This is a genomic window from Brevibacterium otitidis, assembly GCF_042429315.1.
In the GTDB taxonomy this organism is placed as follows: domain Bacteria; phylum Actinomycetota; class Actinomycetes; order Actinomycetales; family Brevibacteriaceae; genus Brevibacterium; species Brevibacterium otitidis.
In genome coordinates this window covers 159,539-182,302 of sequence record NZ_JBHMAU010000066.1, presented here as the reverse complement: position 1 = coordinate 182,302, position 22,764 = coordinate 159,539, and the positions used below count along the sequence as shown (strand labels likewise).

Sequence of the window (22,764 nt, the reverse complement as noted above, 5' to 3'; positions counted from 1 at the left end):
TTCCAGACACCCATGTAGTTACCCACGAGCGAACCGCACAACACGCTGACCAGCACAAACAGTTCCAGACACAAAGAAAACCCCAAAAATTGTGGAAGTCAGGTCGGACGGCGGATAGTGGAGGACGCTTCTAGGCCAAGGCCGGCATCAGCAGCAAGACGAACGAGAGCTTCCAGGTTCTTACTGATCGTGCGGTTGTGTTCCTCGGCTGTGGGGCGAGAAAAGAATTGGCAGGCGACGTCATGCAGCCACAGCCAGTCCTCATGAATAGGGCCCGGCTCAGAGACTGCGAGCCGACCTTGAGGGTTCAGCACGCGGGACCACTCGGTTAACATGCCTTCCATTTTGTTCGGGAGGATCGTCGCGAGGTACCCGGCGGTGACACCGTCGAACTCCTCGTCTGCGTAAGGGAGGTCGCCTGCATCTCCGCGAATGACTCGCTCCGGCGGAACTATCTCGCGCAGGTACTCGACCATGCGTTCGGAAAGGTCGATTGTCCACACTTCCGTGCCCCTGCTGGCCAGGGGGCGGGTCGCCGCGCCTCTGCCTGCACCAACATCGAGAATGCGTTCACCTGCGACGGGATCGATCAGGTTGGCGAGTTGCAAGCCTGCCCAGTTGATGAACTCATCGCCATACTGGTTGGCCACATCGTCGTAATCGGCCGGATCAGAAGACCCGGTGCTGGGTTTGGTGGGGTTGAAGTTTTCATCAGTCACGGCCCGCTCCTATCTCGATGGTGACCAAATAGTCTCCCGCTCGAAAGTCTTTAGGTTCCCCTATCGGTTTGTCGCCGCACTCGACCCAAGCGTGAGCGCGGAACGGTTCAATCGTGACGCCGGTCTTCCACGTCGGCCACCGTAAGCCGGCTTGAGCGGAGAGGAGGCAGATGGCGATGGAGCGCGGCAAGCACCCCTCACCGGCGCACGTGACGCTCAGCGCCTCAACATCTCGCCGAAGACTCAGCGATGATTCCGCTGTGGCAGGACGACAATGCGCCGCGACGCGGCGAAGGATCTTCTCAATGGTGGCAGGTCGCCGCGAAGCGAGGAGTTTCGCCGCACCAATCGTGACAAGCGTCCTTACCCGGCGGATGATCCCACCATTGAAGCTCGGTCGAGGTACAACCATATTGACCTGATTGCTCATGTGGTCACCCAACCTCGCGTGCGAAAATCGCCGATAATGGCTTCCGCATCCTGCCTGATCGCAGCCTTGTCTGCTTCCGGGAATTTTTCGGCCAGCTTGTTCACCACGCCGTTGAAGGCCATTCCGTCCAAAGTCATTTCGAGTACTCCCGCGGCGGTGGCATTCAATTGGAAGTACTTTCCCGTGCTCGGGGAGAGGACGACTCCACTTCCATCATCGGCACGGACGAGTTTGATGGGATCGTGGGAACTCATGGATGCTTCACTCCGATCGAATCAGCAGGTATCTGGTGGCGCAGGCTTTCGTTGTCTCTGAGCCAAGCTTCGACGGCGAGTGTTCGCCATAATGACATGGGAAGAAGGCTCGGAGGGTGGGGGCCGAGAAGACTTGCACGGAACATGTCCTCGTTCACAATGCTTAGCTGTGAGGCAAGCATGTTCGTACTCATCGTGCGCAGTCGTGAGGCGTTCTGCGTGAGACCGGTCCAGATCGCGGCGGTATTGTCGGTCTTGGCGGTTCTGTTCACGATCGCCCGCGGCAGGAGATCTCCGATGGCATCGAGAAGCACCGGCTTCACTCGTCTGGGGTCTTGAAGTGTTCCAACTGGTGACCGCAAGACGGCGTCCACGACCCTATCGTCGCCGAACGGCGCCTCCACAAAGACTCCGGATCGGACCATGATCTGAGCTTCATGACGGAGAATGCTGCCACTGGTAATAAGCCGCGACAGGGTTTCGTGCTGTTCTGCGGTGGTCCCCAACGGCGACACCCTGACATGTTCCAGCTGGGATCCAAGAAACTCTCTTGTTTTTTCGCCATAGTGCACCCACGAAGGCACGAACGACTCCATGCTGAGCCAGCCTGGTGTCGTGTGTCCATCGCGGATGAAGTCGTGGAGACTCTGGTGATAACTGGAACGTGAAGTCGCCCACTTCATCAACGTGCGGCGCGGCATTCGTGTTCTCGCGTGGAGGAGCTCGACGCGCTTCCTGACTTCCAACGGCGCCTCGGGAACGGCGGCCAGCGGAGCCGGGGGAGTGATCAGTCGATGACGTGCGCCGGTGTGCGGCCGGCGGCGTGTTCGAGGAGGTTCTCGACCGCCCGGGAGAAGACGCGGCTGACCGTATCGCGGGTCTGCGCTCCGGCATGCGGGGTGGCGACGACATTCGGGGCGTCGAGCAGCGGATGACCGGCGATGTTCGGCTCGCCGGCGAACACATCGAGACCGGCACCGGCCGTGTGCCCCGAATGCAGCGAGGCCGCCAGCGCCTCCTCATCGACGATGCCGGCCCGCGAGAGATTCAGCACGATCGAACCGGCAGGCATCGCCGCGAGCTGCTCGGCGCCGATGAGACCGTTGGTCTCCTCGGTCAGCGGCACGTGGATCGAGAGCGCATCAGCCAGCGGCAGCAGGTCGTCAAGCGCCATGAACTCAATGCCCAGCTGCTCTTCGACCTCCGGTGGCTGGCGGAAGACGTCGAAGTAGACCAGGCGCATATCGAACGCCGCCAGCCGGGCAGCCAGCAGCCGGCCGATGTGGCCGAGCCCGATGATCGCAGCGGTCTTGCCGGAGAGCTCGATTGAGGAGTGCAGCCAGCGATTCGGCGTCCATTCTCCAGCATGTGTGGCGGTGTTGAGACCAGGCAGGTGGCGGGCACAGGCCAGCAGCGAGGCGACGGCGAGCTCGGCGACGGCCACCGAGTTCGCGCCCGGCAGGTTCGCGACGGTCACACCTGCCCGGCGCGCGGCGTCGAAGTCGATGCCGTCGGTGCCGGCGCCGACGCGCTGGACCATCTTCAGATTCGGGGCGCGTGAGAAGACGGCCTCGTCGAGGACGCCGGCGCCGTTGAGGATGTACTCGGTGCGGGCCAGCTCCTCATCCGAGGGCGCGGTGCCTGCGGGGATGATGAGCTCGGCTCCGGGGACGGGGGTGAATGCGTCGCGGAGCAGTGACAGCACCTCGGGGTCCTGCTCGCCGATCCAGATTGCGGTGATCATGGTCCCATCACAGCACCCGATGGTGAACAGAAGCGAAATAGTGCACACGGTGCAAAGTTGCGCTTGACGTAAAGTTGCACTGGGCGCAAAATCTCTATGTGAGCACCACCGAAACCGAAAGCCTCCGCGACCGCAAGGCCCGGCTGACCCGCCGGGCCATCCATGTCGCTGCCGTCAACCGCGTCCTGGAGGACGGCCTGGAGCAGGCCACCGTCGCGCAGATCGCCGAAGACGCCGGCGTGTCCGCACGCACCTTCTTCAACTACTTCGCCTCGAAGGAGGACGCGATCGTCGGCATGACCGACGTCGTCATCGACACCGACCAGATCGAGGAGTTCCTCGAAGTCGACCCGGTAGGAGCGGATCTTGCAGAAGACGTCGCCCGGCTCATCTACGGCACGTATCAGCTGACCTTCAACTCCGATGACGTCGTCCTCAAGCGCCGCCAGATCCTCGCCCGGTACCCGGCCCTCATGCGCCGCCAGTTCGAGAAGAACGAAGCCTTCGAACACGCCGCCGCCGAGGTGGTCGCCGCCCGGCTGCGCCGCGGGGACATCGACTTCGGCGGCGCCGACGGCACACCGGAAGAGCTGGCGCTCATGCTCGTGCAGCTGTGCGCGGTACCGCTGCGCTTCGCTGTGCGCACCGTGATGCAGTCCGAACCGGATCAGATCGCCGACCCGGACTTCTCCAAGGAGACATTCGAACGTTCCATCCGGCTGTTCCGCTCGGTTCTGGCCGGAACGCAGACACCTCAGAAGGGAAATGGTAAGTGAGACGCATGGCAAAGGACGTGACCCCGCCGCATACGGCAGAAGCTGAGCTCGCAGGCCACCGCGCGCCTGCACCCGCTGACAGCCGTGCCGCGACGTCTGCTGCCAGTGATCCCGCCGACAACGGTTCGGACATGACGACCGGTGCGATCCTGTGGGTGTTCGCCGCCCTCATGGTCGCGATGTTCATGTTCTCGCTCAACCAGACGGTGCTCGCCACCGCCCTGCCGACCATCGTCGGCGAACTCAACGGCGTCGATCAGATGCTGTGGGTCTCCACAGCCTTCATGCTCGCCTCGACGATCATGATGCCGATCTACGGCAAGATCGGCGATCTGTTCGGCCGCAAGCCGCTCTTCATCTTCGCGATTTCGATGTTCATGCTCGGCTCGGTCTTCGCGCTGCTCGCCCAGGACATGACGCTGCTCATCCTCGGTCGTGTCTTCCAGGGCATCGGGGGTGGCGGCATGATGATCCTCTCGCAGGCGATCATCGCCGCGATCGTGCCCGCCCGCGAACGCGGCAAGTACATGGGCGCGATGGGTTCGGTCTTCGCCGTCTCCTCCGTCGCCGGACCGCTCATCGGCGGTTGGCTGACTGAAGGGCCCGGCTGGCGCTGGAACTTCGTCATGAATTTTCCGCTCGGCATCTTCGCGATCATCGCCGCGATTCTGCTGCTGCGCGTACCCGACACCCGCCCGGAACAGCGGCCCCGCATCGACGTCGCCGGCATGGCTCTCATCGCCGTCTTCACCTCCGCGGTCGTGCTCATCGCCGCCTGGGGCGGAAACCAGTACGACTGGATCTCGCCGGTCATCCTCGGACTGGCCGCCACCGGCCTCGTCGCCGGTGTCATCTTCGTCTTCGTCGAGCTCAGGGCCAGCGAGCCGATCATCCCGATGTCGCTGTTCCGCGACCGCAACTTCGTCCTCGCCACCGCTGCCGGTCTCACGATCGGCGTGGCGATGTTCGGAGTCCTCAGCTACATGCCCACCTACCTGCAGATGGTCCACGGCGTCGACGCCGCGAGCGCCGGTCTGATGATGGTGCCGATGATGGGCTGCATGCTCCTCGCCTCCACCGGCATCGGCTTCGTCGTCGCCCGCTACGGCCGCTACAAGCACTATCCGATCGTCGGAATGGTGCTCGTCGTCGCAGCCCTCGTGCTCATGTCTCAGCTGCAGGCTGACAGCCCCGCCTGGATCACGATGCTGCACCTGGCGCTCATGGGCACCGGTCTGGGGCTGAGCATGCAGCTGCTGGTGCTCGTCGTGCAGAACTCCTTCCCCGTCGAGATGGTCGGCACCGCCACCGCCTCGAACAACTACTTCCGCCAGATCGGGGCCAGCTTCGGCATGGCGATCATCGGCTCGCTGTTCACCACCCGGCTCATGAGCAATCTCAGCGACCGGCTCAGCGGCCTGGGCGACGGCGGAGCAGCGCAGGCGAGCCCGAACGCGCTGACCCCGGAAGTCCTCGCACAGCTGCCGGCCCAGCTGCACGATGTCATCATCAGCGCCTACAACGATGCTCTCGTGCCCCTGTTCCTGTGGACAGCGCCGCTGCCGGTGATCGGTGTGGTCTTCCTCTTCTTCATCCAGGAGAAGCCGCTGGCCACGCGCATCGAACGCGCGCAGGCACGCCCTGGGGAGCGCCGTCGGTCTACGATTGACACCGAGACCGAGGCGGATCCGCAGACCCGCTGAACCACTGCCGCCAGGAGGCCGACGATGACCGTACTGACGATCCTCACCGCTGCGGACAAGAAGCGTCCCGCCCACTTCGACCGGCTTGCGGAGGAAGCCTCCGAGGTCCGTTGGGTCGAAGCCGATGAGCTGGCTGCCGCACTGCCGGGCACCGAGGTGCTGCTCATGTGGGACTTCTTCTCACCTGCGCTCAAGGACGCGTTCGGGGCAGCCGATGAGCTCAGGTGGATCCACGCCGCCTCTGCTGGAGTCGATTCGCTCATGTTCGATGAGCTGCGCGACTCCGAGGTGATCGTCACCAACGCGCGCGGCACCTTCGATCAGCCGATCGCCGAGTTCGTGCTCGCCTTCATGCTGCACTTCGCGAAGGATCTGCCCACCTCGCTGGAGCACCAGCGGCAGCGCATCTGGCAGCACCGCGAGTCCCGCGACATCGCTGGATCGCAGGCGATGACCGTCGGCACGGGGGCGATCGGCCGGGCCATCGCCCGCCTGCTGCGGGCGGTGGGCGTCAACGTCGCCGGCGCCGGTTCCCGGGCCCGAGGCGGGGATCCGGACTTCGGTGAGATCATCGACAGTGCCGAGCTGGCCTCCCATGTCGCTGACATCGACTGGCTCATCAACATCGCACCGCTCACCGCGCAGACCACCGGCCTCATCGGTGCCGAGGTGTTCGCGGCGCTGCCTGAGCACGCGCACCTCATCAACGTCGGCCGCGGTGCGACGGTCGTCACCGATGACCTCGTTGCAGCGCTCGACTCCGGCCAGCTTTCCGGCGCCGGCCTCGACGTCGTCGATCCTGAGCCGCTGCCGGAGGACAGTCCGCTGTGGCAGATGGGAAATGTCGTCATCACCCCGCATATGAGCGGCGATTCCGCCGGCTGGTCGGATCGGCTGGCCGCACAGTTCATGGCCAACTGGGATCGCTACCGGGCCGGGGAGCCGCTGGCCAATCTCATCGACAAGGACAAGGGCTACGCCGCGCAGTGAGCCTGCGGGCGTGACTGCCGTGGCAGCCGCGCCGAAACTTCCCTCAGCTCTCGACCCAGCCCAGGGAGCGTTCGATCGCCTGCGACCAGCGGGCAAGCAGCCGCTGACGGTCGGCCGCGGCGATCTGCGGCTGCCAGCTCGCATCGGTCTGCCAGTAGCTGCTGAGCTCCTCCTGTGAGGGATAGAACCCGGTGCCCAGACCCGCAGCATAGGCAGCCCCTGCAGCGGTCGCCTCGATGATCTGCGGGCGGACCACCTCGCAGCCGGCGATATCAGCCTGGAACTGCATGAGGATGTCAGAGGCGCTCATCCCGCCGTCGGCGGCGATCCGCTCGATCGTGTAGCCGGAGTCCCGGCGCATGACATCGAGCACCTCGGCCGTCTGGAAGGCGGTGGCCTCCAGGGCGGCGCGCGCGATGTGCCCGCGGCTGGTGAAGCGGGTCATGCCGATGAGCACACCGCGGGCATCCGGGCGCCAGTGCGGGGCGTAGAGACCGGAGAACGCCGGCACGAAGAACACATCGCCGTTGTCCTCGACCTCGGCGGCGAGGTCGTTGACCTCATCGGCGGTGCGGATGAGGCCGAGGTTGTCGCGCAGCCACTGCACGAGTGCGCCGGCCACGGCGATCGAGCCTTCGAGGGCGTACTGCAGCGGCTGACCCTCGATCTGGTAGGCGGCGGTGGAGACGAGCCCGTTGGCCGAACGGCGGATCTGCTCACCGGTGTTCGTCAGCAGGAAGCAGCCGGTGCCGTAGGTGTTCTTCGTATCGCCGGGGGAGAAGCCGCACTGTCCGAAGGCCGCCGACTGCTGGTCGCCGAGCACCCCGGCGATGGGCACTCCGGCCAGCAGCTGGCCGCCGGCGACCTCGCCGAAATGTCCGACTGAGGGCCGGATCTCCGGCAGGCACGCGGCCGGGATGTCGAGCAGCTGACACATCCGCTCCGACCACTGCCCGGTGGACAGGTCCATGAGCAGCGTGCGCGAGGCGTTGGTGACATCGGTCAGATGCACTCCGCCGCGGGTGCCGCCGGTGAGGTTCCACATGAGCCACGTGTCGATCGTGCCGAAGAGCACCTCACCGGCCTCGGCGCGCTGACGCAGGCGGGGCACATTGTCGAGCAGCCAGCGCAGCTTGATGCCGGCGAAGTACGTGTTGACCGGCAGCCCGGTGATCGCGGCGATCTCATCGGCTGCATCGGCGAGCATGCTGACGTACTCACCGCCGCGGGTGTCCTGCCACACGATCGCATGGTGCACCGGCTGGCCGGTGGCCGCATCCCATACGACGGTTGTCTCACGCTGATTGGTGATGCCCACGGCTGCGATGTCCGCGCCGGTGAGCGAGGCGGTGCCGAGCGCTTGGCCGATGACCTCACGGCTGGCTCGCCAGATCTGGACGGCATCATGCTCGACGCGGCCGGCTGCGGGGAAGAGCTGCGGGAACTCCTGGGCAGCAGAAGCGACCGTGCGGCCATCTTCGGAGAAGATGGCCGCACGCGTCGACGTGGTGCCCTCATCAAGTGCGAGGACGCAGGCCATGGATCAGCTGCGCTTCGGGAAGGCCGGGGTGTCGATGCCGGCCATATCGGCGACGCAGCGGACGACCTGGCAGGAGTAGCCGAACTCGTTGTCGTACCAGACGTAGACGACGACGCGGTCGCCGTCGACGATCGTCGCCAGACCATCGACGACGCCGGCGCGCTTGGAGCCGACGAAGTCGGTCGACACGACCTCCGGGGAGGCGATGTAGTCGATCTGGTTGCGCAGCGCCGAATGCAGCGAGGTCTCGCGCAGGAAGGTGTTGAGCTCCTCGACGGTGGTCTCGCGCTCCAGGTTGAGGTTGAGGATCGCCATCGACACGTTCGGGGTCGGCACGCGGATCGCATTGCCCGAGAGCTTGCCCTTGAGCTCCGGCAGCGCCTTGGCGACAGCCTTCGCCGCACCGGTCTCCGTGAGCACCATGTTGAGCCCGGCAGCGCGGCCGCGGCGCGAGCCCTTGTGGAAGTTGTCGATGAGATTCTGGTCATTGGTGAAGGAGTGGACCGTCTCGACGTGGCCGTTGCGGACACCGAACTTGTCGTTGATGACCTTGAGCACCGGCGTGATCGCGTTCGTCGTGCAGGAGGCGGCCGAGAGGATCGTGTCCTCGGGCAGGATGTCAGCGGAGTTGACGCCGTAGACGATGTTCTTGATATCGCCCTTGCCCGGTGCGGTCAGCAGCACCTTCGCAACGCCGGGGCACTGCAGGTGCTTGCTCAGGCCCTCCTCGTCGCGCCAGCGGCCGGTGTTGTCGACGACGATGGCGTTGTTGATGCCGTACTGCGTGTAGTCGACCGAGGCCGGGTCATCGGAGTAGATGACCTGGATGAGCACGCCATTGGCGAGGATCGTGCTGTTCTCCTCATCGACGACGATGTTGCCGTCGAACTTGCCGTGCACCGAGTCGCGGCGCAGCAGCGAGGCGCGCTTGACGATGTCGTTGTCGCCGCCGCGACGCACGACGATCGCCCGCAGGCGCATGCTCTTGGCGCCAGCGCGGTCGACGAGGATCCGGGCGAGGAGGCGGCCGATGCGGCCGAAGCCGTAGAGGACGACGTCCTGCGGCTCGACGGCCTCACCGTCAGCTCCGCCGACGACATCGGCGAGCTCGCTGCGCAGATAGGCGTCGAGGTCATCGCTGCCGGAGGCCTGGAAGCCAGCGTTGAGCCGACCGATGTCGATGCGGCTGGGACCCAGATCGAGGCTGTCGAGCGCGGTCATGAGACGCAGGGTCTGCGCCATATCGAGTTCGGTTCCGTCAAAGTGACGGGCATAGCGGTGAGCCTTGATGATGCCGTTGACGGACTTGTTCAGCAGGCTGCGGCCGTAGACGGTGAGCAGCACCTCATTGTTGCGGTACAGGCGGCCCACCAGGGGGATCATGTCCTCAGCGGCGCTCTGCTTGGCTGCCCACTCCGACATTTTCGCGATCGTTGGATCAGTCACCGGAAATTCCCTTTCGAATCCTGACTCAGATACTTCTCAACATCCTACTGGCACGCTCGTCCGCTGCCGAACCCGGATGCGCCCGGCGCTCGGCGGCAGCGGCCGCTGCGTGCCGCCGGGATCTCTCAGCGCGCGGAGGTCTCGAGCGCGGTGACGAACTCCAGCAGCTCGGCACCGGTGGCCACCGGCTTGCGCTTCTCACCGGAGCCGCTGTGTCCGGCAGCGAAGGCGCGGGAGTTCTTCCAACCCTCATAGGCCTCCTCGCTGGCCCACTGCGTGTAGACGAACCACACCTCGCGCTCATCGGTGGGCTTGAGCAGCGCGAAGTGCTCGAAACCCTCGAAGCTGTCGAGGTTCTCGATCGCCGGGGCGAAGCGGTTGACGATCTCGTCACCGGTCTCAGCGGGGACGGTGAGGGCGTTGATCTTGACGACTGACATGGGGACTCTCCTGTGCTTCGGCGGGTGGATCTGCCCTCAGCCTAATCGACGCGCCTCACAGGTACTGACGCGCCGCCGAGCTGCTCGCCTCCCGGTAGCCGCCGCCGAAGAGCACCGCATGCGCATAGAGACCGAAGAGCTGGTACAGCTCGATGCGCTCCCGCCAGTCCGCTCCGAGCCGGGAGACCGGATACGCATCGGCCCAGGCGCCGATGATCGTCTCCAGGTGCGGGGCGCCGAAGAGGCTGAGCATCCCGAGGTCGATGAGCGGGTGGCCGGCCCATGCGGCCGGGTCGATGAGCACCGCCGTGCCCGAGGTGAAGAGCAGGTTGCCGGCCCAGAGGTCGCCGTGGATACGGGCTGGGGCGGCATCGTCATCGAAGACTCCGGCTGCGATCCGGTCGATGAGGGCGGTCACCTCGGCAGGCGGGCTGCTGTCGTGGGAGGCGAGAGACGCCAGCCGCACCGCATAGGCCTCGCCGATCCCATCCGCCTCGGCCGTGGCGATGCGCAGCGGCTGGCTCAGCGGCCCGAAGTAGTGCGCACCGGCTCCCGGCGGGTTCGCCCCGAACCGCCCGGCCGGCGTCTGGTGGAGCGCGGCGAGCCGGTGGCCGAAGTCGGCAGCGGCCTCGCGGGTGGGCGGGGCCTGTGTGATCCGTTCGAGGCTCAGGGAGGTGTCGGTGACGTCGATGACCGCGGCGACGGCGGCTGTCTGCGGCTCGGCCAGCCAGCGCAGACCGGCGGCTTCGACGGCGAAGAAGTCAGCCGGCACATGGGTGCCTGTCTTGCGGAAGGTCATGTGGTGCCTCCTGTCCGTCGGCGGCCGGGAACGAAGCGGGAGACGGTCGGGTCTGCGGGGATGAAGAAGCGCCACGGGAACTCGTCCGGGTCGCCGCCGGGACCGGAGACGCCGACCCGCGGCCCGGTCGCATAGGCGACCGGGCCGCGGGCGGGGTGAAGGACCAGCCGGCCGGCACCTCGGGAGCGGCCGGCACCTCGGCGGCGGCCGGCACCTCGAAAGCGGCGGATGCTGGGGGAGCAGGGGTGAGGGTGATGGGTGCGCCGTCGGTCGCGGCGGTGGCGGCGAAGACCTGTCCGAGGCAGCCGGGCCCGCGGGCGAGCTCATGCTCGGCGACTGCCCGGCCGCGGCTGCGCATCCGGCGCGCGTTCGCCAGGGCGTGGCCGGAGACGACCTCCCCGGCGCGCAGCAGCACCGCAGCTGGGTCGCCGGGCTGCTGGCAGATGATGTTGAGCAGCCGGTGCATCCCGTAGGAGAGGTAGCAGTAGAGGTGTCCGGGCGGGCCGAACATCGTCGCATTGCGCGCAGTCCGGCCGCGGTGGGCATGGGAGCCGGGGTCAGCGGCGCCGCCGTAGGCCTCCACCTCAGTCAGCCGCACGGAGATGACCTGATCGCCGGCAACCCAGCTGAGCACCCCGCCCAGCAGGGCGGGCGCCACCGTGTGGACGGGGCGGTCGAAGTACCCGCTCAGCGGGTCGGATCGTGTTTGTCGGCCCACCGGTTGAAGCCCAGCAGGGTGACGGTGATGAGGCCGGCGGCGACGGCGAAGGCGCCGACCGTCTCTGCAGTGCTCTGGGCACTCACGAGCTCGGCGCGGCTCCTGGGCGGGGCGTGGGCGATGGTGGCGAAGATCGACTCATCATCGGCGGTGCCCATCCAAGCGGCGACCATGAGGATGATGCGGGCGAAGACGTTCATCGACAGCATGATCGCGATGACCGGGCCGAACAGCGCCGCCGTCGGCGATCCGGAGAACACGTCGATGAGCAGCGTGGCGGCATTGAGCAGCAGGGTCAGGGCGATCGCACCGAACAGCGAGCCGAGGCGCTTGGTGCGCTTGGGGATCGGCGTGAGCGGGATCATCGTGAACATGAACATGAAGATCAGCCACGCGGAGAAGAGCGTGATGATGATCGGGGTGATCGTCAGCACCGGCGTCACCCAGCCGGGCAGCTGCAGCCAGCGGACGATCGAGGACTGCAGGCTCGCGCCGATGACCGTCAGCGCGATCATGAGCCCGATGCCGACAAGCAGGCCGAGCAGGGTGATGACATTGGACAGGGTGCGAATGACGAAGTTCTCCTTGGGCTTCGCCTCCATGTCCTTGCGCAGCTGCGCGCGGACGGCGTCCTTGAGGTTGCCGATGAATCCCTGTGCGGTATAGAGCGCCGAGGCGATGCCGACGAGGCCGACGGCCTGCCAGTTGCTAATGAAGTTCTGCAGCATCTCGACGAGCTGGTCCTGGCCGGGCGCGAACTCCTCGAGCTTCTGCGTCACGACGTCGACGAGTTCGGGGCGCACGACGTCGAGGACGAAGCCGAGCGCCGCGAACGCGAACATGAGCGTCGGGATGAGCGCCAGCACGAGGAAGTAGGTGATGGCCGCCCCGAACTGGCTGCCCAGCCGCTGGCCGAAGCGCTGGAGGGTCGCCATCAGGTGCACGACAGCGGGTCGGTTCATGAAGCTCTGGGCGGCGGCAGCCGCCGAACTCGAACTCACCAGGATCCGATTGTCGGGTTCCATATCTTCGCTTCCTCAAGGGTTCTGTCGGACGGCAGTGCTCCCGTCGGTGAGGCTCTGACAGGGAGCTCTGGGTACGAGCTTAGTCTCCGCTGAGTGTCGAGGGAAACGAGTGCGTCGGAGTTTCGCCGTCGTCGTACATGTCCTTGGGCGAACCGACGATGAGCGGATCAGCCGCCCGCGCCACACGCTTGTCCTTGCCCGGGTAGTCGAACTGGTTGAGCACGTAGCGCATCGCCTCCAGCCGGGCGCGCTTCTTGTCGTTGGACTTCACCACCGTCCACGGCGCGGCCGGAGTGTCGGTGTAGAAGAACATCGCATTCTTCGCCTCGGTGTAAGCGTCCCACTTGTCGAGGCTGGCGAGGTCGGTGGGGGAGAGCTTCCACTGCTTGACCGGGTCGGTGCGGCGCGCGCCGAAGCGGTGCAGCTGCTCTTCGCGTCCGACGGAGAACCAGAACTTGATGATCCGGATGCCCGACTGCACGAGCATGTTCTCGAACTCCGGGCACGAGCGGGTGAACTCCAGGTACTGCGTCGGGGTGCAGTAGCCCATCACCCGCTCGACGCCGGCACGGTTGTACCAGGAGCGGTCGAACAGCACGATCTCGCCGCCGGCCGGCAGATGCTGGACGTAGCGCTGGAAGAACCACTGGGTGGTCTCGCGCTCGGTGGGCTTCTCCAGTGCGACGACGCGGGCGCCGCGTGGGTTGAGGTGCTCGGTGAAGCGCTTGATCGCACCGCCCTTGCCGGCGGCATCGCGGCCTTCGAAGATGATGACGATCTTCTGGCCGGTCTCGCGCACCCAGGTCTGCAGCTTCAACAGTTCGATCTGCAGCTGGCGCTTCTCGCGCTCATAGCGGCGGCGGGTGAGCTTGACATCGTACGGGTAGCCGTGCTTCCACGCATCGGAGTTGCTGACCTCGGGGTTGAGCTTCTTCGACAGCTCCCGGATCTCGTCGATCTCATCGCCGAAATGCGGCACTCCCTCCGGGGTGACCTCGAAGCCGGCGCCGGTGCCGTTCGACTCTGCGGAGGTGGAGTTCTTGGTCTTGCTGCTGTTGCTACGCTCATCGCTCATGCTCAGAGTGTATAAGCATGCTGAGCAGGGCTGAGAGCGACCCCAGCGGAAGCGCTGCGGCCGCCCTCAGCGCAGCCGCAGAGGAGCCTCAGTCTGGCTGCCCTTGGACCCGGCGTAGATCTCGTCGATGACCTCTGCGAAGTCCCGGTCGATGAGGTGGCGCTTGACCGACTGCTTGGCCGACAGGTAGCCGTTCTGCTCTGTCAGCTCGGCCGGCACGATCCGGAAGGCGCGGATGCTCTCGGCCTTCGAGACCTTCCGGTTGACGCGTTCGACGGCCTTCTCGATCGCAGCCTGCACCTCCGGATGCTCCGAAGCCTCCTGGAGATCCATCGCCGGCAGACCGTGGTTCTCCAGCCAGGTCGGCAGCATCTCCGGGTCGAGGAAGATGAGCGCGGAGATGAAGTTGCGGTAGTCGCCGATGAGCACCGGCTGGTGGATGAGCATATGGCGGCGCAGCGCATCCTCGATCGGCGCCGGGGCGACGTTCTTGCCTGAGGAGGTGACGATGAGCTCCTTCTTCCGGCCGGTGATGCGCAGGTAGCCGTCGGAATCGAGATCGCCGATGTCGCCGGTGGCGAACCAGCCGTCCATGAAGCCCTGCTCCGTGGCCTCCTGATTCCGCCAGTACTCCCGGAACACGCACACACCCTTGGCGAGCACCTCGCCGTCGGGGGCGATCGCAATGGCGCAGCCCGGCAGCGGCACGCCGACGGTGCCGATCTTTGACTTCGAGGGGATGTTGACCGTCACCGGCGCCGTCGTCTCGGTCAGCCCATAGCCTTCGAGGACGATGAGGCCGACGCCGCGGAAGAAATGCCCGAGGTGTTCGCCCAGCGGGCCGCCGCCGGAGATCGCATGCGTGACGGCACCGCCCATGACCGCGCGCAGCTTCCGGTAGACGAGCTTGTCGAACAGCGCATGCTGCAGGCGCAGCTTCAGCGGCACCGGCCCTTCGTCCAGCGCCTGCGAGTAGCGCACGGCGACCGCCTCGGCGGCGCGGAAGATCTTCTGCTGGCCGCCGGCCTCAGCCTTCGACAGGGCGGCGTTGAAGACCTTCTCGAACACCCGCGGCACACCGAGGATGAAGGTCGGCCGGTAGCTGCCGAGCGCATCGGTGAGCTTCGTCAGATCGCCCTCATGGGCGAGGGTGCCGCCGCCCTGGATCGTCACCACCTGGATGAAGCGGGCGAGGACGTGGGCGAGCGGCAGGAACAGCAGGCAGCGGGCGCCGGGACGGAGGATCTCGCCCATCTGGTGGATGGCCGCCTGCGCGGTGAGCACGAAGTTGCCGTGGGTGAGCACGCAGCCCTTCGACCGGCCGGTGGTGCCCGAGGTGTAGATGAGGGTGGCGACATCGTCCTGGGTGGCGTAGGTGCGCCGCTCGGTCAGCTTCTCATCGGAGATCTGCGCACCGGCGCGCAGCAGCTCGGCGAGTCCGTCCTCGGTCCAGATCCAGGCGGTCGGAGTCGTGTCGGCCAGCGACTCGACATCGCCGAAAGCCTCGCGGATGCGGCCGGCATGCTCCTCCGACTGCACAAAGCCCATCGTCACCTCGGCGTCTTCGAGCATCCACGCGAGCTGCTCGCGCGAAGAGGTGTCGTAGAACGGCACGGTGACGGCACCGGCGAACCAGATGGCGTAGTCGGCCAGCGTCCACTCATAGGACGTCGAACCGAACAGCCCGACCCGCTGGCCCGGCTGCACACCGGCAGCGATGAGGCCCTTGGCGAGCGCCTCGACCTGGTGGAGGAAGGTCTGTGCGGTGATGTCGATCCACGCGCCGTTCTGCTGGCGGGCCAGAGCCACGCCGTGCGGGTTCGCCGCCGCCCGGTTGACGAGCGTGTCCGGAATGTTCGGTTCTCGGTCGAACTCGAAGGGGGCAGGGGTCACGGACTGCATCATGGTCTCGGCCATCGGGCACTTCTCCTTCGCGCGGCTCGCCGCAGGGACTCATCAGGCACGTCCTCGACGCGCCCTGCTCAGCCTCCAAGCTATCACGCATGTGGCCTGCATTACGTGTGAGATCGGCCGTTCCCGAGGTGGTCGCTCGGCCGGGTGCCGCCGCTTCTGCGGACCGTGTAGCAACCGTGATCGGCGGTTACGTAGAATGCTTGCATTGCGCCGCTGGCGCCGCCGTGCATCCGAACCCCTGAAAGGCCTGATTCATGAGCACCTCCGATTCGCGCTCGAACACCGCCGACCACCGTTACGATGCGGAGCTCGCCGGCAGGATCGAGGCGAAGTGGCAGGATCGTTGGGAGGCCGAGGAGACCTTCGCCGCACCGAATCCGGTCGGCGCACTGGCCAGCACCCCGCGCGGGGCCGTGGCCGAGGGGCGCGAGACCGCCTACATCATGGACATGTTCCCCTACCCCTCGGGCAAGGGACTGCATGTGGGTCACCCGCTCGGCTACGTCGCCACCGATGTCTACGCCCGGTTCCAGCGGATGAAGGGCAAGAACGTCATGCACGCCCTCGGCTACGACGCCTTCGGTTTGCCGGCCGAGCAGTTCGCGGTGCAGACCGGCCAGCACCCGCAGCAGACGACGGAAGAGAACATCGCGAATATGCGCCGCCAGCTGCGCCGCCTCGGGCTCGGCCACGATGCGCGCCGCACCTTCGCGACGACCGACACCGACTTCGTCCGCTGGACGCAGTGGATCTTCCTGCAGATCTTCAACTCCTGGTACGACCCCGTGGCCGCCGACGGCCGTGGGGCCGCGCGGCCGATCAGTGAGCTCATCGCGCAGTTCGAAGCCGGCCGCGACACCGGCACCGGAACCCCGTGGGCGCAGCTGAGCCCGGCGCAGCGCGAGGACGTGCTGCAGGGACACCGGCTGGCCTATCTGTCGGACTCGCCGGTCAACTGGTGCCCGGGTCTGGGCACAGTGCTCGCCAATGAGGAAGTCACCGCCGAAGGCCGCTCCGAACGCGGCAACTTCCCGGTCTTCACCCGCCGGCTGCAGCAGTGGAACATGCGCATCACCGCCTATGCCGACCGCCTCATCGACGATCTGGAGACTGTCGAATGGCCCGAGGCGGTCAAGGCGATGCAGCGCAACTGGATCGGCCGCTCGACCGGCGCGCAGCTGACCTTCCCGGTCGCCGATGACATCGCCATCGATGTCTACACGACGCGACCGGACACGATCTTCGGCGCCACCTACCTCGTGCTCAGCCCCGAGCACCCGCTCGTCGACGCGGTCACGGCGGCAGGATGGGACGCCTCGGTCCCGGATTCCTGGCGCGGGGCAGGCGCCACCCCGGCCGAGGCGATCAGCGCCTACCAGCGGCAGGCGGCCGCGATGACCTCGGTGCAGCGGCAGGAGAACAAGGACAAGACCGGCGTGTTCACCGGCACCTGGGTGCCCAATCCGGCCACCGGCGAGGCGATGCCGGTGTTCGTCGCCGACTACGTCCTCATGGGCTACGGCACCGGGGCCATCATGGGTGTGCCGGCCGAGGACACCCGCGACTGGGACTTCGCCAAGGCCTTCGGCTTGCCCTATATCCGCACGGTGGAGCCGACCGAGGGCCACGACGAGGACCAGCCGTACACGGGTGAGGGCCGCAAGATCAACTCCGCCAACGACGAGATCGACATCAATGGTGCCGGGGTCGTCGAAGCCAAGGACGCCGTCATCGCCTGGCTGGCCGGCCGGGGACTGGCCGAGGCGACGACCCAGTACCGGCTGCGCGACTGGCTGTTCAGCCGCCAGCGCTACTGGGGTGAGCCGTTCCCGGTCGTCTACGACGAGAACGGCACCCCGATTGCGCTGCCGGCCGATCAGCTGCCGGTGACCCTGCCGGAGGTGCCGGACTTCTCGCCGCGCACCTTCGACAGCGATGACGTCGATTCGAAGCCCGAGCCGCCGCTGGGACGCAACACCGACTGGGTCAACGTCACCCTCGACCTCGGCGACGGGCCCAAGACCTACCGCCGGGAGACCTCGACGATGCCCAACTGGGCCGGCTCCTCGTGGTACCAGCTGCGCTATGCCGACCCGACGAACGACAGGCAGCTCGTCGACCCGGTGAATGAGGAGTACTGGCTCGGCCCGCGCGAGGGTGCCGTCTCCGGCGGTGCGGATCTGTACGTCGGCGGTGTCGAGCACGCCGTGCTCCACCTGCTCTACGCCCGGTTCTGGCATAAGGTGCTCTACGACCTGGGGCACCTGAGCTCCTATGAGCCCTTCCACAAGCTCATCAACCAGGGCTATATCCAGGCCTATGCCTACACCGATGCCCGCGGCACCTATGTGCAGGCCGATGAGGTCGAGGAGCGGGTCGATGACAGCGGCGAATCGACGTTCTGGCACAACGGCGAGCAGGTCAACCGCGAGTACGGCAAGATCGGCAAGTCGCTCAAGAACGTCGTGACCCCCGATGAGATCTACGACGCCTATGGTGCGGACACCTTCCGGCTGTATGAGATGTCGATGGGGCCGCTGGAGATCTCGCGTGCCTGGGAGACCCGTGCGGTGGTCGGCTCGCAGCGGTTCCTGCAGCGGGTGTGGCGCCTCATCGTCGATGAGGCCACCGGTGAGACCACCGTCGTCGATTCCGCTGCCGACCGCGAGACGCTGCGGGTGCTGCACACAACGATCGCCGGTGTCCGCGAGGACATGGAGCATATGCGCTTCAATACCGCGGTCGCCAAGCTCATCGTGCTCACCAACCACCTGACGAAGCAGGGGGTGAGCCCGCGGGAGGTCATCGAGCCGCTGACGATCATGCTCTCGCCGCTGGCCCCGCACATCGCCGAGGAGATCTGGCAGCGCCTGGGCCACAGCGACACGATCACCTATGAGCCGTTCCCGGTTGCTGACGAGCAGTACTTGGGCGAGGACACCGTCACCTGTGTCGTGCAGGTCAAGGGCAAGGTCCGTGACCGGCTGGAGGTCGCCCCGGACATCTCGCCGGCAGAGCTGGAGAAGCTGGCGCTGGAGTCCAACGGCGCCAAGCGGACGCTGGCCGGTGCCGGGGTGCGCAAGGTGATCGTGCGCGCACCGAAGCTCGTCAACATCGTCCCGGACAACTGAGCATGATGGAGAAGTCACGTGAGGATGCCGGCGCAGTGGACCGGCAGGAAAGGGTCGTTATGAGTGCATTGTCGGAACGGATCCGGTCGACCCTGCGGGTGTGTCCGGTCATCGATCCCGCCGCCGAAGTGTCGGCGCGGGTGCAGTTCCTCGTCGACTACTGTCTGTCGACGGCGACGAAGGGCTTTGTGCTCGGCATCTCCGGCGGGCAGGACTCCACCCTGGCCGGGCGGCTCGCGCAGCTGGCAGCTGAGCGGCTGCGCGACAGGGGAGTGGAAGCGACGTTCTGCGCGGTGCGCCTGCCCTACCGGGTGCAGCACGATGAGGACGATGCGCAGGCAGCGCTGGAGTTCATCCAGCCTGATACGTCGATGACCGTCGACATCGCCCCTGCCGTCGATGCGACCGTGGAGGCCTTCGCTGCGGCGACCGGGACGCCGATGACCGATTTCAACAAGGGCAATGCCAAGGCCCGGCAGCGGATGCTCGTGCAGTATGCGATCGCCGCACAGCGTTCGAGCCTCGTGCTCGGCACCGATCACGCCGCCGAGGCGGTCACCGGCTTCTACACGAAGTTCGGTGATGGCGCCGCCGATGTCGCCCCGCTGACGGGACTGACGAAGGGCCAGGGTGCGGCGCTGCTGCAGCACCTCGGGGCAGATGAGCGGCTGTGGCAGAAGGTCCCGACCGCCGATCTGCTCGATGAGCATCCCGGCAGCAGCGATGAGGCCGTCCTCGGCGTCTCCTACGCTGAGATCGACGCCTATCTCGAAGGCCGTGCGCTCGCAGAGGATGCCGCCGACCGGATCGAGGACCTGTTTCTCTCCAGCGAGCACAAGCGGCGCATGCCCGTCGGCCCAGCCGACGATTGGTGGATCCGCCACTGAGTGCTGTGGCGGCCGGCTGCTGAGTGCTGGCGGCCGGCTCTCGGGCCCTCCGCCGAGGTGTCCTTTCCGGTGTGCCGCCGAGGCGTCCTGCCGGGCGGCTCAGACCGTGCGGGTCTCCAGGGCGGTGCGTTCGAAGTCGCGCAGGCTCGTGATGAGCGCATCGACTCGCTGCTCGCCGTCATCGCGGGCGGTGCTGAACTCCTGCCAGCCGCCTTCGCGGATGTCACCGGGCCGGATCTCCAGCGCCGCGTTCGGCGCGTAGGTCTCCTCACCTACCCATGACTCGAATCGCGTCGCCGCTCGGAAGACGTTCATGAACGCCGGGTGCATCCGCGGATGCTCGAAGCTCGTCTTTTTGAACTCCTCGAGGAAGGTGCGCAGCGGGTCCAGCAGCTGCGGGTCGAGCGTGCTGAAGCCGTTGTCGATGCGCATGTGCTGGATGAGCCCGTCGTCCTGGGGGAACAGCTCCAGGATCCGCTTCGCACGGGTGGTGTCAGCCGCCTCGGTCTCCTCTTCCTCGACCGGGCTCAGTCCCACAGCTGCATAGGTCTTCGAGGCATCGGCGACAGCGGCATTGAGCCGGTCGATGCGCTGCTGATCCTGCCACCACTGCCGGCCGATGAGCAGCAGACAGCCGGCGAGCAGCAGCACCATCACGATCCCGATCACCCAGGCCGCGCCATGCAGCGGTGGGATGAGGAAGAGCACAAGGCAGATGACGAGCACGCCGGCGGCTGCAGCAGCGGCGGGCGTGTTGAGGAGGAAATCACCAAAACGCTTCACGCCTCCAGGGTAGACGACTTCCGGTTTTCAAACTGGGACATCTATGCTGAGACCGACAGGAAGATCTGGCAGCCGAGCGAACCGCGGCAGTTGCTCTGCCCCCTCTCTGCTGCCCGGACACGCGACAAGCAGTGAGGAAGCACATCACGATGGCGAAGATCTCCGTGATCGGCTGTGGATATCTGGGAGCCGTGCACGCTGTGGCAATGGCATCGCTGGGTCACGACGTCATCGGCATCGATGTCGACGAGCGCAAGATCGACGCGCTGCGCCAGGCCCAGGCTCCCTTCTACGAGCCGGGTCTCGAAGACCTCCTTGACCGCGCGCAGACGAGCGACAACCTCACCTTCACCTCCGATGTCGCAGCCGCCGCTGCAGCCGATGTCCACTTCATCTGTGTCGGCACTCCGCAGCGCAAGGGCGAGTTCGCCGCCGATATGCGCTATGTCGATGCCGCCGCGGCGTCCCTCCTGCCGCATCTGAACGAAGGCGACCTCGTCGTCGGCAAGTCGACGGTGCCCGTCGGCACTGCCGAGCGGCTCGCTGAGCTCATCAGCGGCACCGGCGCCACGCTCGTGTGGAACCCGGAGTTCCTGCGCGAAGGACACGCCGTCGAGGACACCGTCGCACCCGACCGCCTCATCTACGGCGTGCCGGCCGGTGAGGCCGGTGAGCGGGCCACGGAGATCCTCGACGAGGTCTACGCCGGAATCGTCGAGGCCGGCACCCCGCGGCTCGTGATGGACTATGCGACAGCCGAGCTCGTCAAGACTGCCGCGAATTCCTTCCTCGCCACGAAGATCTCCTTCATCAATGCGATGGCTGAGCTCTGTGAGGCCGCCGGCGCTGATGTCACGCAGCTGGCAGATGCGATCGGCATGGACGACCGGATCGGCCGCAAGTTCCTCAACGCCGGCCTCGGCTTCGGCGGCGGCTGCTTGCCCAAGGACATCCGCGCCTTCATGGCGCGTGCCGGCGAGCTCGGCGCCGATCAGGCAGTCGCGTTCCTGCGCGAGATCGACAGCATCAATATGCGTCGCCGCGTCCGCATGGTCGACCTCGCCCGCGAGGTCGTCGACGGCTCCTTCATCGGCAAGCGCATCACGATCCTCGGCGCGGCCTTCAAACCGAACTCCGATGATGTGCGCGACTCCCCGGCCCTGGCGGTCGCCGGTCTCATCGCTCTGCAGGGCGCAGTCGTCACCGTCGCTGACCCGCAGGCGATCGACAACGCCCGTGCGCTGTTCCCCGACTTCGAATACGAAGCGGACCTGGAGACGGCCCTCACCGACGCCGACGCCGTGTTGCTGCTGACCGAATGGCAGGAGTACCGCGAGCTCGATCCGGTCGCATCTGCCCGCCTCGTCAAGCGGCAGGCGATCGTCGACGGCCGCAATGTCCTCGACCCGGTGGCCTGGCGCGAGGCCGGCTGGACCTACCGCGCACTGGGCCGCCCATGACCGTGCTCGCCGTCCTCTGCGATTCCACCGCCAATATCGACGAAGCGACCGCGGCCGCCTTCGCCGAGCGGCTTGAGGGCCGCTTCGACATCGTCGATCTGAGCGTCACCGTCGGCGAGGAGACCCGACTGGACCGTCAGTGGTCCGCATCCGAGGTGTGCGCTGGCCAGATGGCCGGCCATGCCGTCACGACATCCCTGGCCAGCCCTGACCAGTTCCGCACCGCGATCGCTGAGATGGCCGCAGCCGGTGCCGAGGCGGTGCTCGTGCTCACGATGTCAGCGCAGCTGTCGGGCACCTTCTCCTCAGCGCAGCAGGCCGCTGCCGAGGCGCCGGTCCCGGTGCACATCGTCGACACCCAGCTGACTTCGGCCGGAATGGCCGGCGCGGTCGCCCTCGCCGTGGCCGGCGCCGAGCGCGGCATCGAACCGAAGGATCTTGCCAGCGAAGTCACCGACTGGTGCCAGGCGGAGACGCGCACCTTCTTCATGCCGGATTCGCTGGAGTACCTCCGCCAGGGAGGCCGGATCGGTGCGGCCGCTTCGCTCGTCGGCCGCGCACTGGCGATCACGCCCGTGCTCGGGCTGCGCGAAGGCACCGTCGCCCCGCTCGCGCGGGTGCGCACACGCGCCCGGGCTGTCGACCGGGTCATCAACCTGGTGACAGAATCGGCCCACGAGTTCAGCGAGCTCTACCCGGAGCGCGGGCAGGAAGTCGTGCTGCTGCACGCCGAGGCGACCTTCGCCGACGCCTCGGACACCGCGCACCGGCTTGCCGCGGCGCTGGAGGAAGCGGATCTGCCAGCCGGCACGCAGTTCCGGCAGGCGGTGCTCTCCACTGTTGTCACCGCCCACGTGGGCCCCGGCAGCACCGGCATCGTCGTCCAGACGATCCCGTAGCTGCCAGCCCGGTGCGAACTCGCGTCCGCAC

The 22,764-nt window shown here is 66.6% G+C and carries 21 protein-coding genes; 7 read left to right on the top strand and 14 right to left on the bottom strand.

Annotated features, from left to right (window positions below; genetic code table 11):
- Positions 1–98 precede the first annotated feature (98 nt).
- The 5 genes from ACFFN1_RS10645 to ACFFN1_RS10625 form a co-directional block, all read right to left on the bottom strand.
- Positions 99–719 (bottom strand): class I SAM-dependent methyltransferase, encoded by a 621-nt coding sequence (locus tag ACFFN1_RS10645; protein ID WP_376840702.1) that lies wholly within the window; start codon positions 717–719, stop codon positions 99–101.
- On the bottom strand, positions 712–1,131 hold the full coding sequence (locus ACFFN1_RS10640; RefSeq protein ID WP_376840712.1) for a lasso peptide biosynthesis B2 protein: 420 nt from the start codon (positions 1,129–1,131) through the stop codon (positions 712–714). The genes ACFFN1_RS10645 and ACFFN1_RS10640 overlap by 8 nt, the downstream gene beginning before the upstream one ends.
- A gap of 14 nt (positions 1,132–1,145) precedes the next feature.
- On the bottom strand, positions 1,146–1,403 hold the full coding sequence (locus tag ACFFN1_RS10635; protein WP_376840701.1) for a PqqD family protein: 258 nt from the start codon (positions 1,401–1,403) through the stop codon (positions 1,146–1,148).
- Positions 1,400–2,086, bottom strand: coding sequence for an asparagine synthase-related protein (locus tag ACFFN1_RS10630; RefSeq protein WP_376840711.1), 687 nt, complete (start codon positions 2,084–2,086; stop codon positions 1,400–1,402). Before ACFFN1_RS10630 ends, ACFFN1_RS10635 begins: the two co-directional genes overlap by 4 nt.
- Before the next feature lie 104 nt (positions 2,087–2,190).
- Complete coding sequence (locus ACFFN1_RS10625) at positions 2,191–3,147, bottom strand: NAD(P)-dependent oxidoreductase (RefSeq protein WP_376840700.1); 957 nt, start codon at positions 3,145–3,147, stop codon at positions 2,191–2,193.
- Positions 3,148–3,245: 98 nt separating this feature from the next.
- Between ACFFN1_RS10625 and ACFFN1_RS10620 the strand changes: the two genes are divergently transcribed.
- The 3 genes from ACFFN1_RS10620 to ACFFN1_RS10610 are packed head-to-tail and all read left to right on the top strand — an operon-like array spanning position 3,246 to position 6,616.
- Positions 3,246–3,923, top strand: coding sequence for a TetR/AcrR family transcriptional regulator (locus ACFFN1_RS10620; protein ID WP_376840699.1), 678 nt, complete (start codon positions 3,246–3,248; stop codon positions 3,921–3,923).
- Positions 3,924–3,928: 5 nt separating this feature from the next.
- Complete coding sequence (locus ACFFN1_RS10615) at positions 3,929–5,626, top strand: MDR family MFS transporter (protein ID WP_376840698.1); 1,698 nt, start codon at positions 3,929–3,931, stop codon at positions 5,624–5,626.
- A gap of 24 nt (positions 5,627–5,650) precedes the next feature.
- Positions 5,651–6,616, top strand: a complete 966-nt coding sequence (locus ACFFN1_RS10610) for a D-2-hydroxyacid dehydrogenase (protein ID WP_376840697.1) — start codon at positions 5,651–5,653, stop codon at positions 6,614–6,616.
- Positions 6,617–6,659: 43 nt separating this feature from the next.
- Here the strand turns inward: ACFFN1_RS10610 and glpK are convergent, their stop codons facing one another.
- From glpK to ACFFN1_RS10570, 8 genes are all read right to left on the bottom strand, one after another.
- A complete protein-coding gene (glpK, locus tag ACFFN1_RS10605; protein WP_376840696.1) occupies positions 6,660–8,156 on the bottom strand; it encodes a glycerol kinase GlpK in 1,497 nt (498 codons plus the stop codon).
- Positions 8,157–8,159: 3 nt separating this feature from the next.
- Positions 8,160–9,602: a glyceraldehyde-3-phosphate dehydrogenase gene (locus ACFFN1_RS10600; RefSeq protein ID WP_376840695.1), complete on the bottom strand. Its 1,443-nt coding sequence runs from the start codon at positions 9,600–9,602 to the stop codon at positions 8,160–8,162.
- A 125-nt stretch (positions 9,603–9,727) separates the two neighbouring features.
- On the bottom strand, positions 9,728–10,042 hold the full coding sequence (locus ACFFN1_RS10595) for an antibiotic biosynthesis monooxygenase family protein (RefSeq protein ID WP_376840694.1): 315 nt from the start codon (positions 10,040–10,042) through the stop codon (positions 9,728–9,730).
- A 55-nt stretch (positions 10,043–10,097) separates the two neighbouring features.
- On the bottom strand, positions 10,098–10,841 hold the full coding sequence (locus ACFFN1_RS10590; RefSeq protein ID WP_376840693.1) for a fructosamine kinase family protein: 744 nt from the start codon (positions 10,839–10,841) through the stop codon (positions 10,098–10,100).
- The gene (locus tag ACFFN1_RS10585; RefSeq protein ID WP_376840692.1) at positions 10,804–11,559 is read right to left on the bottom strand and encodes a DNA-3-methyladenine glycosylase; all 756 of its coding nucleotides are present in this window, start codon (positions 11,557–11,559) and stop codon (positions 10,804–10,806) included. Before ACFFN1_RS10585 ends, ACFFN1_RS10590 begins: the two co-directional genes overlap by 38 nt.
- Positions 11,529–12,584: a YhjD/YihY/BrkB family envelope integrity protein gene (locus ACFFN1_RS10580; protein WP_376840691.1), complete on the bottom strand. Its 1,056-nt coding sequence runs from the start codon at positions 12,582–12,584 to the stop codon at positions 11,529–11,531. The genes ACFFN1_RS10585 and ACFFN1_RS10580 overlap by 31 nt, the downstream gene beginning before the upstream one ends.
- 79 nt (positions 12,585–12,663) lie before the next feature.
- The gene (gene ppk2 / locus ACFFN1_RS10575; RefSeq protein ID WP_376840690.1) at positions 12,664–13,659 is read right to left on the bottom strand and encodes a polyphosphate kinase 2; all 996 of its coding nucleotides are present in this window, start codon (positions 13,657–13,659) and stop codon (positions 12,664–12,666) included.
- A 66-nt stretch (positions 13,660–13,725) separates the two neighbouring features.
- A complete protein-coding gene (locus tag ACFFN1_RS10570; protein ID WP_376840689.1) occupies positions 13,726–15,576 on the bottom strand; it encodes an AMP-dependent synthetase/ligase in 1,851 nt (616 codons plus the stop codon).
- A gap of 251 nt (positions 15,577–15,827) precedes the next feature.
- Here ACFFN1_RS10570 and leuS point away from each other — a divergent pair, with 251 nt between their 5' ends.
- Together leuS and nadE are read left to right on the top strand one after the other, a co-directional pair.
- A complete protein-coding gene (leuS, locus tag ACFFN1_RS10565) occupies positions 15,828–18,704 on the top strand; it encodes a leucine--tRNA ligase (protein ID WP_376840688.1) in 2,877 nt (958 codons plus the stop codon).
- Between the two features lie 59 nt (positions 18,705–18,763).
- On the top strand, positions 18,764–19,591 hold the full coding sequence (gene nadE / locus ACFFN1_RS10560; RefSeq protein ID WP_376840687.1) for an NAD(+) synthase: 828 nt from the start codon (positions 18,764–18,766) through the stop codon (positions 19,589–19,591).
- Positions 19,592–19,690: 99 nt separating this feature from the next.
- Here nadE and ACFFN1_RS10555 read toward each other — a convergent pair whose 3' ends face one another.
- On the bottom strand, positions 19,691–20,374 hold the full coding sequence (locus ACFFN1_RS10555) for a hypothetical protein (RefSeq protein WP_376840686.1): 684 nt from the start codon (positions 20,372–20,374) through the stop codon (positions 19,691–19,693).
- 149 nt (positions 20,375–20,523) lie between these two features.
- On the opposite strand from ACFFN1_RS10555, the gene ACFFN1_RS10550 reads away from it, so the two are divergent.
- Entirely contained in the window at positions 20,524–21,834 is a 1,311-nt protein-coding gene (locus ACFFN1_RS10550) for a UDP-glucose dehydrogenase family protein (protein ID WP_376840710.1), read from the top strand.
- Positions 21,831–22,733 (top strand): DegV family protein, encoded by a 903-nt coding sequence (locus ACFFN1_RS10545; protein ID WP_376840685.1) that lies wholly within the window; start codon positions 21,831–21,833, stop codon positions 22,731–22,733. The genes ACFFN1_RS10550 and ACFFN1_RS10545 overlap by 4 nt, the downstream gene beginning before the upstream one ends.
- The last annotated feature ends 31 nt before the right edge of the window (positions 22,734–22,764 follow it).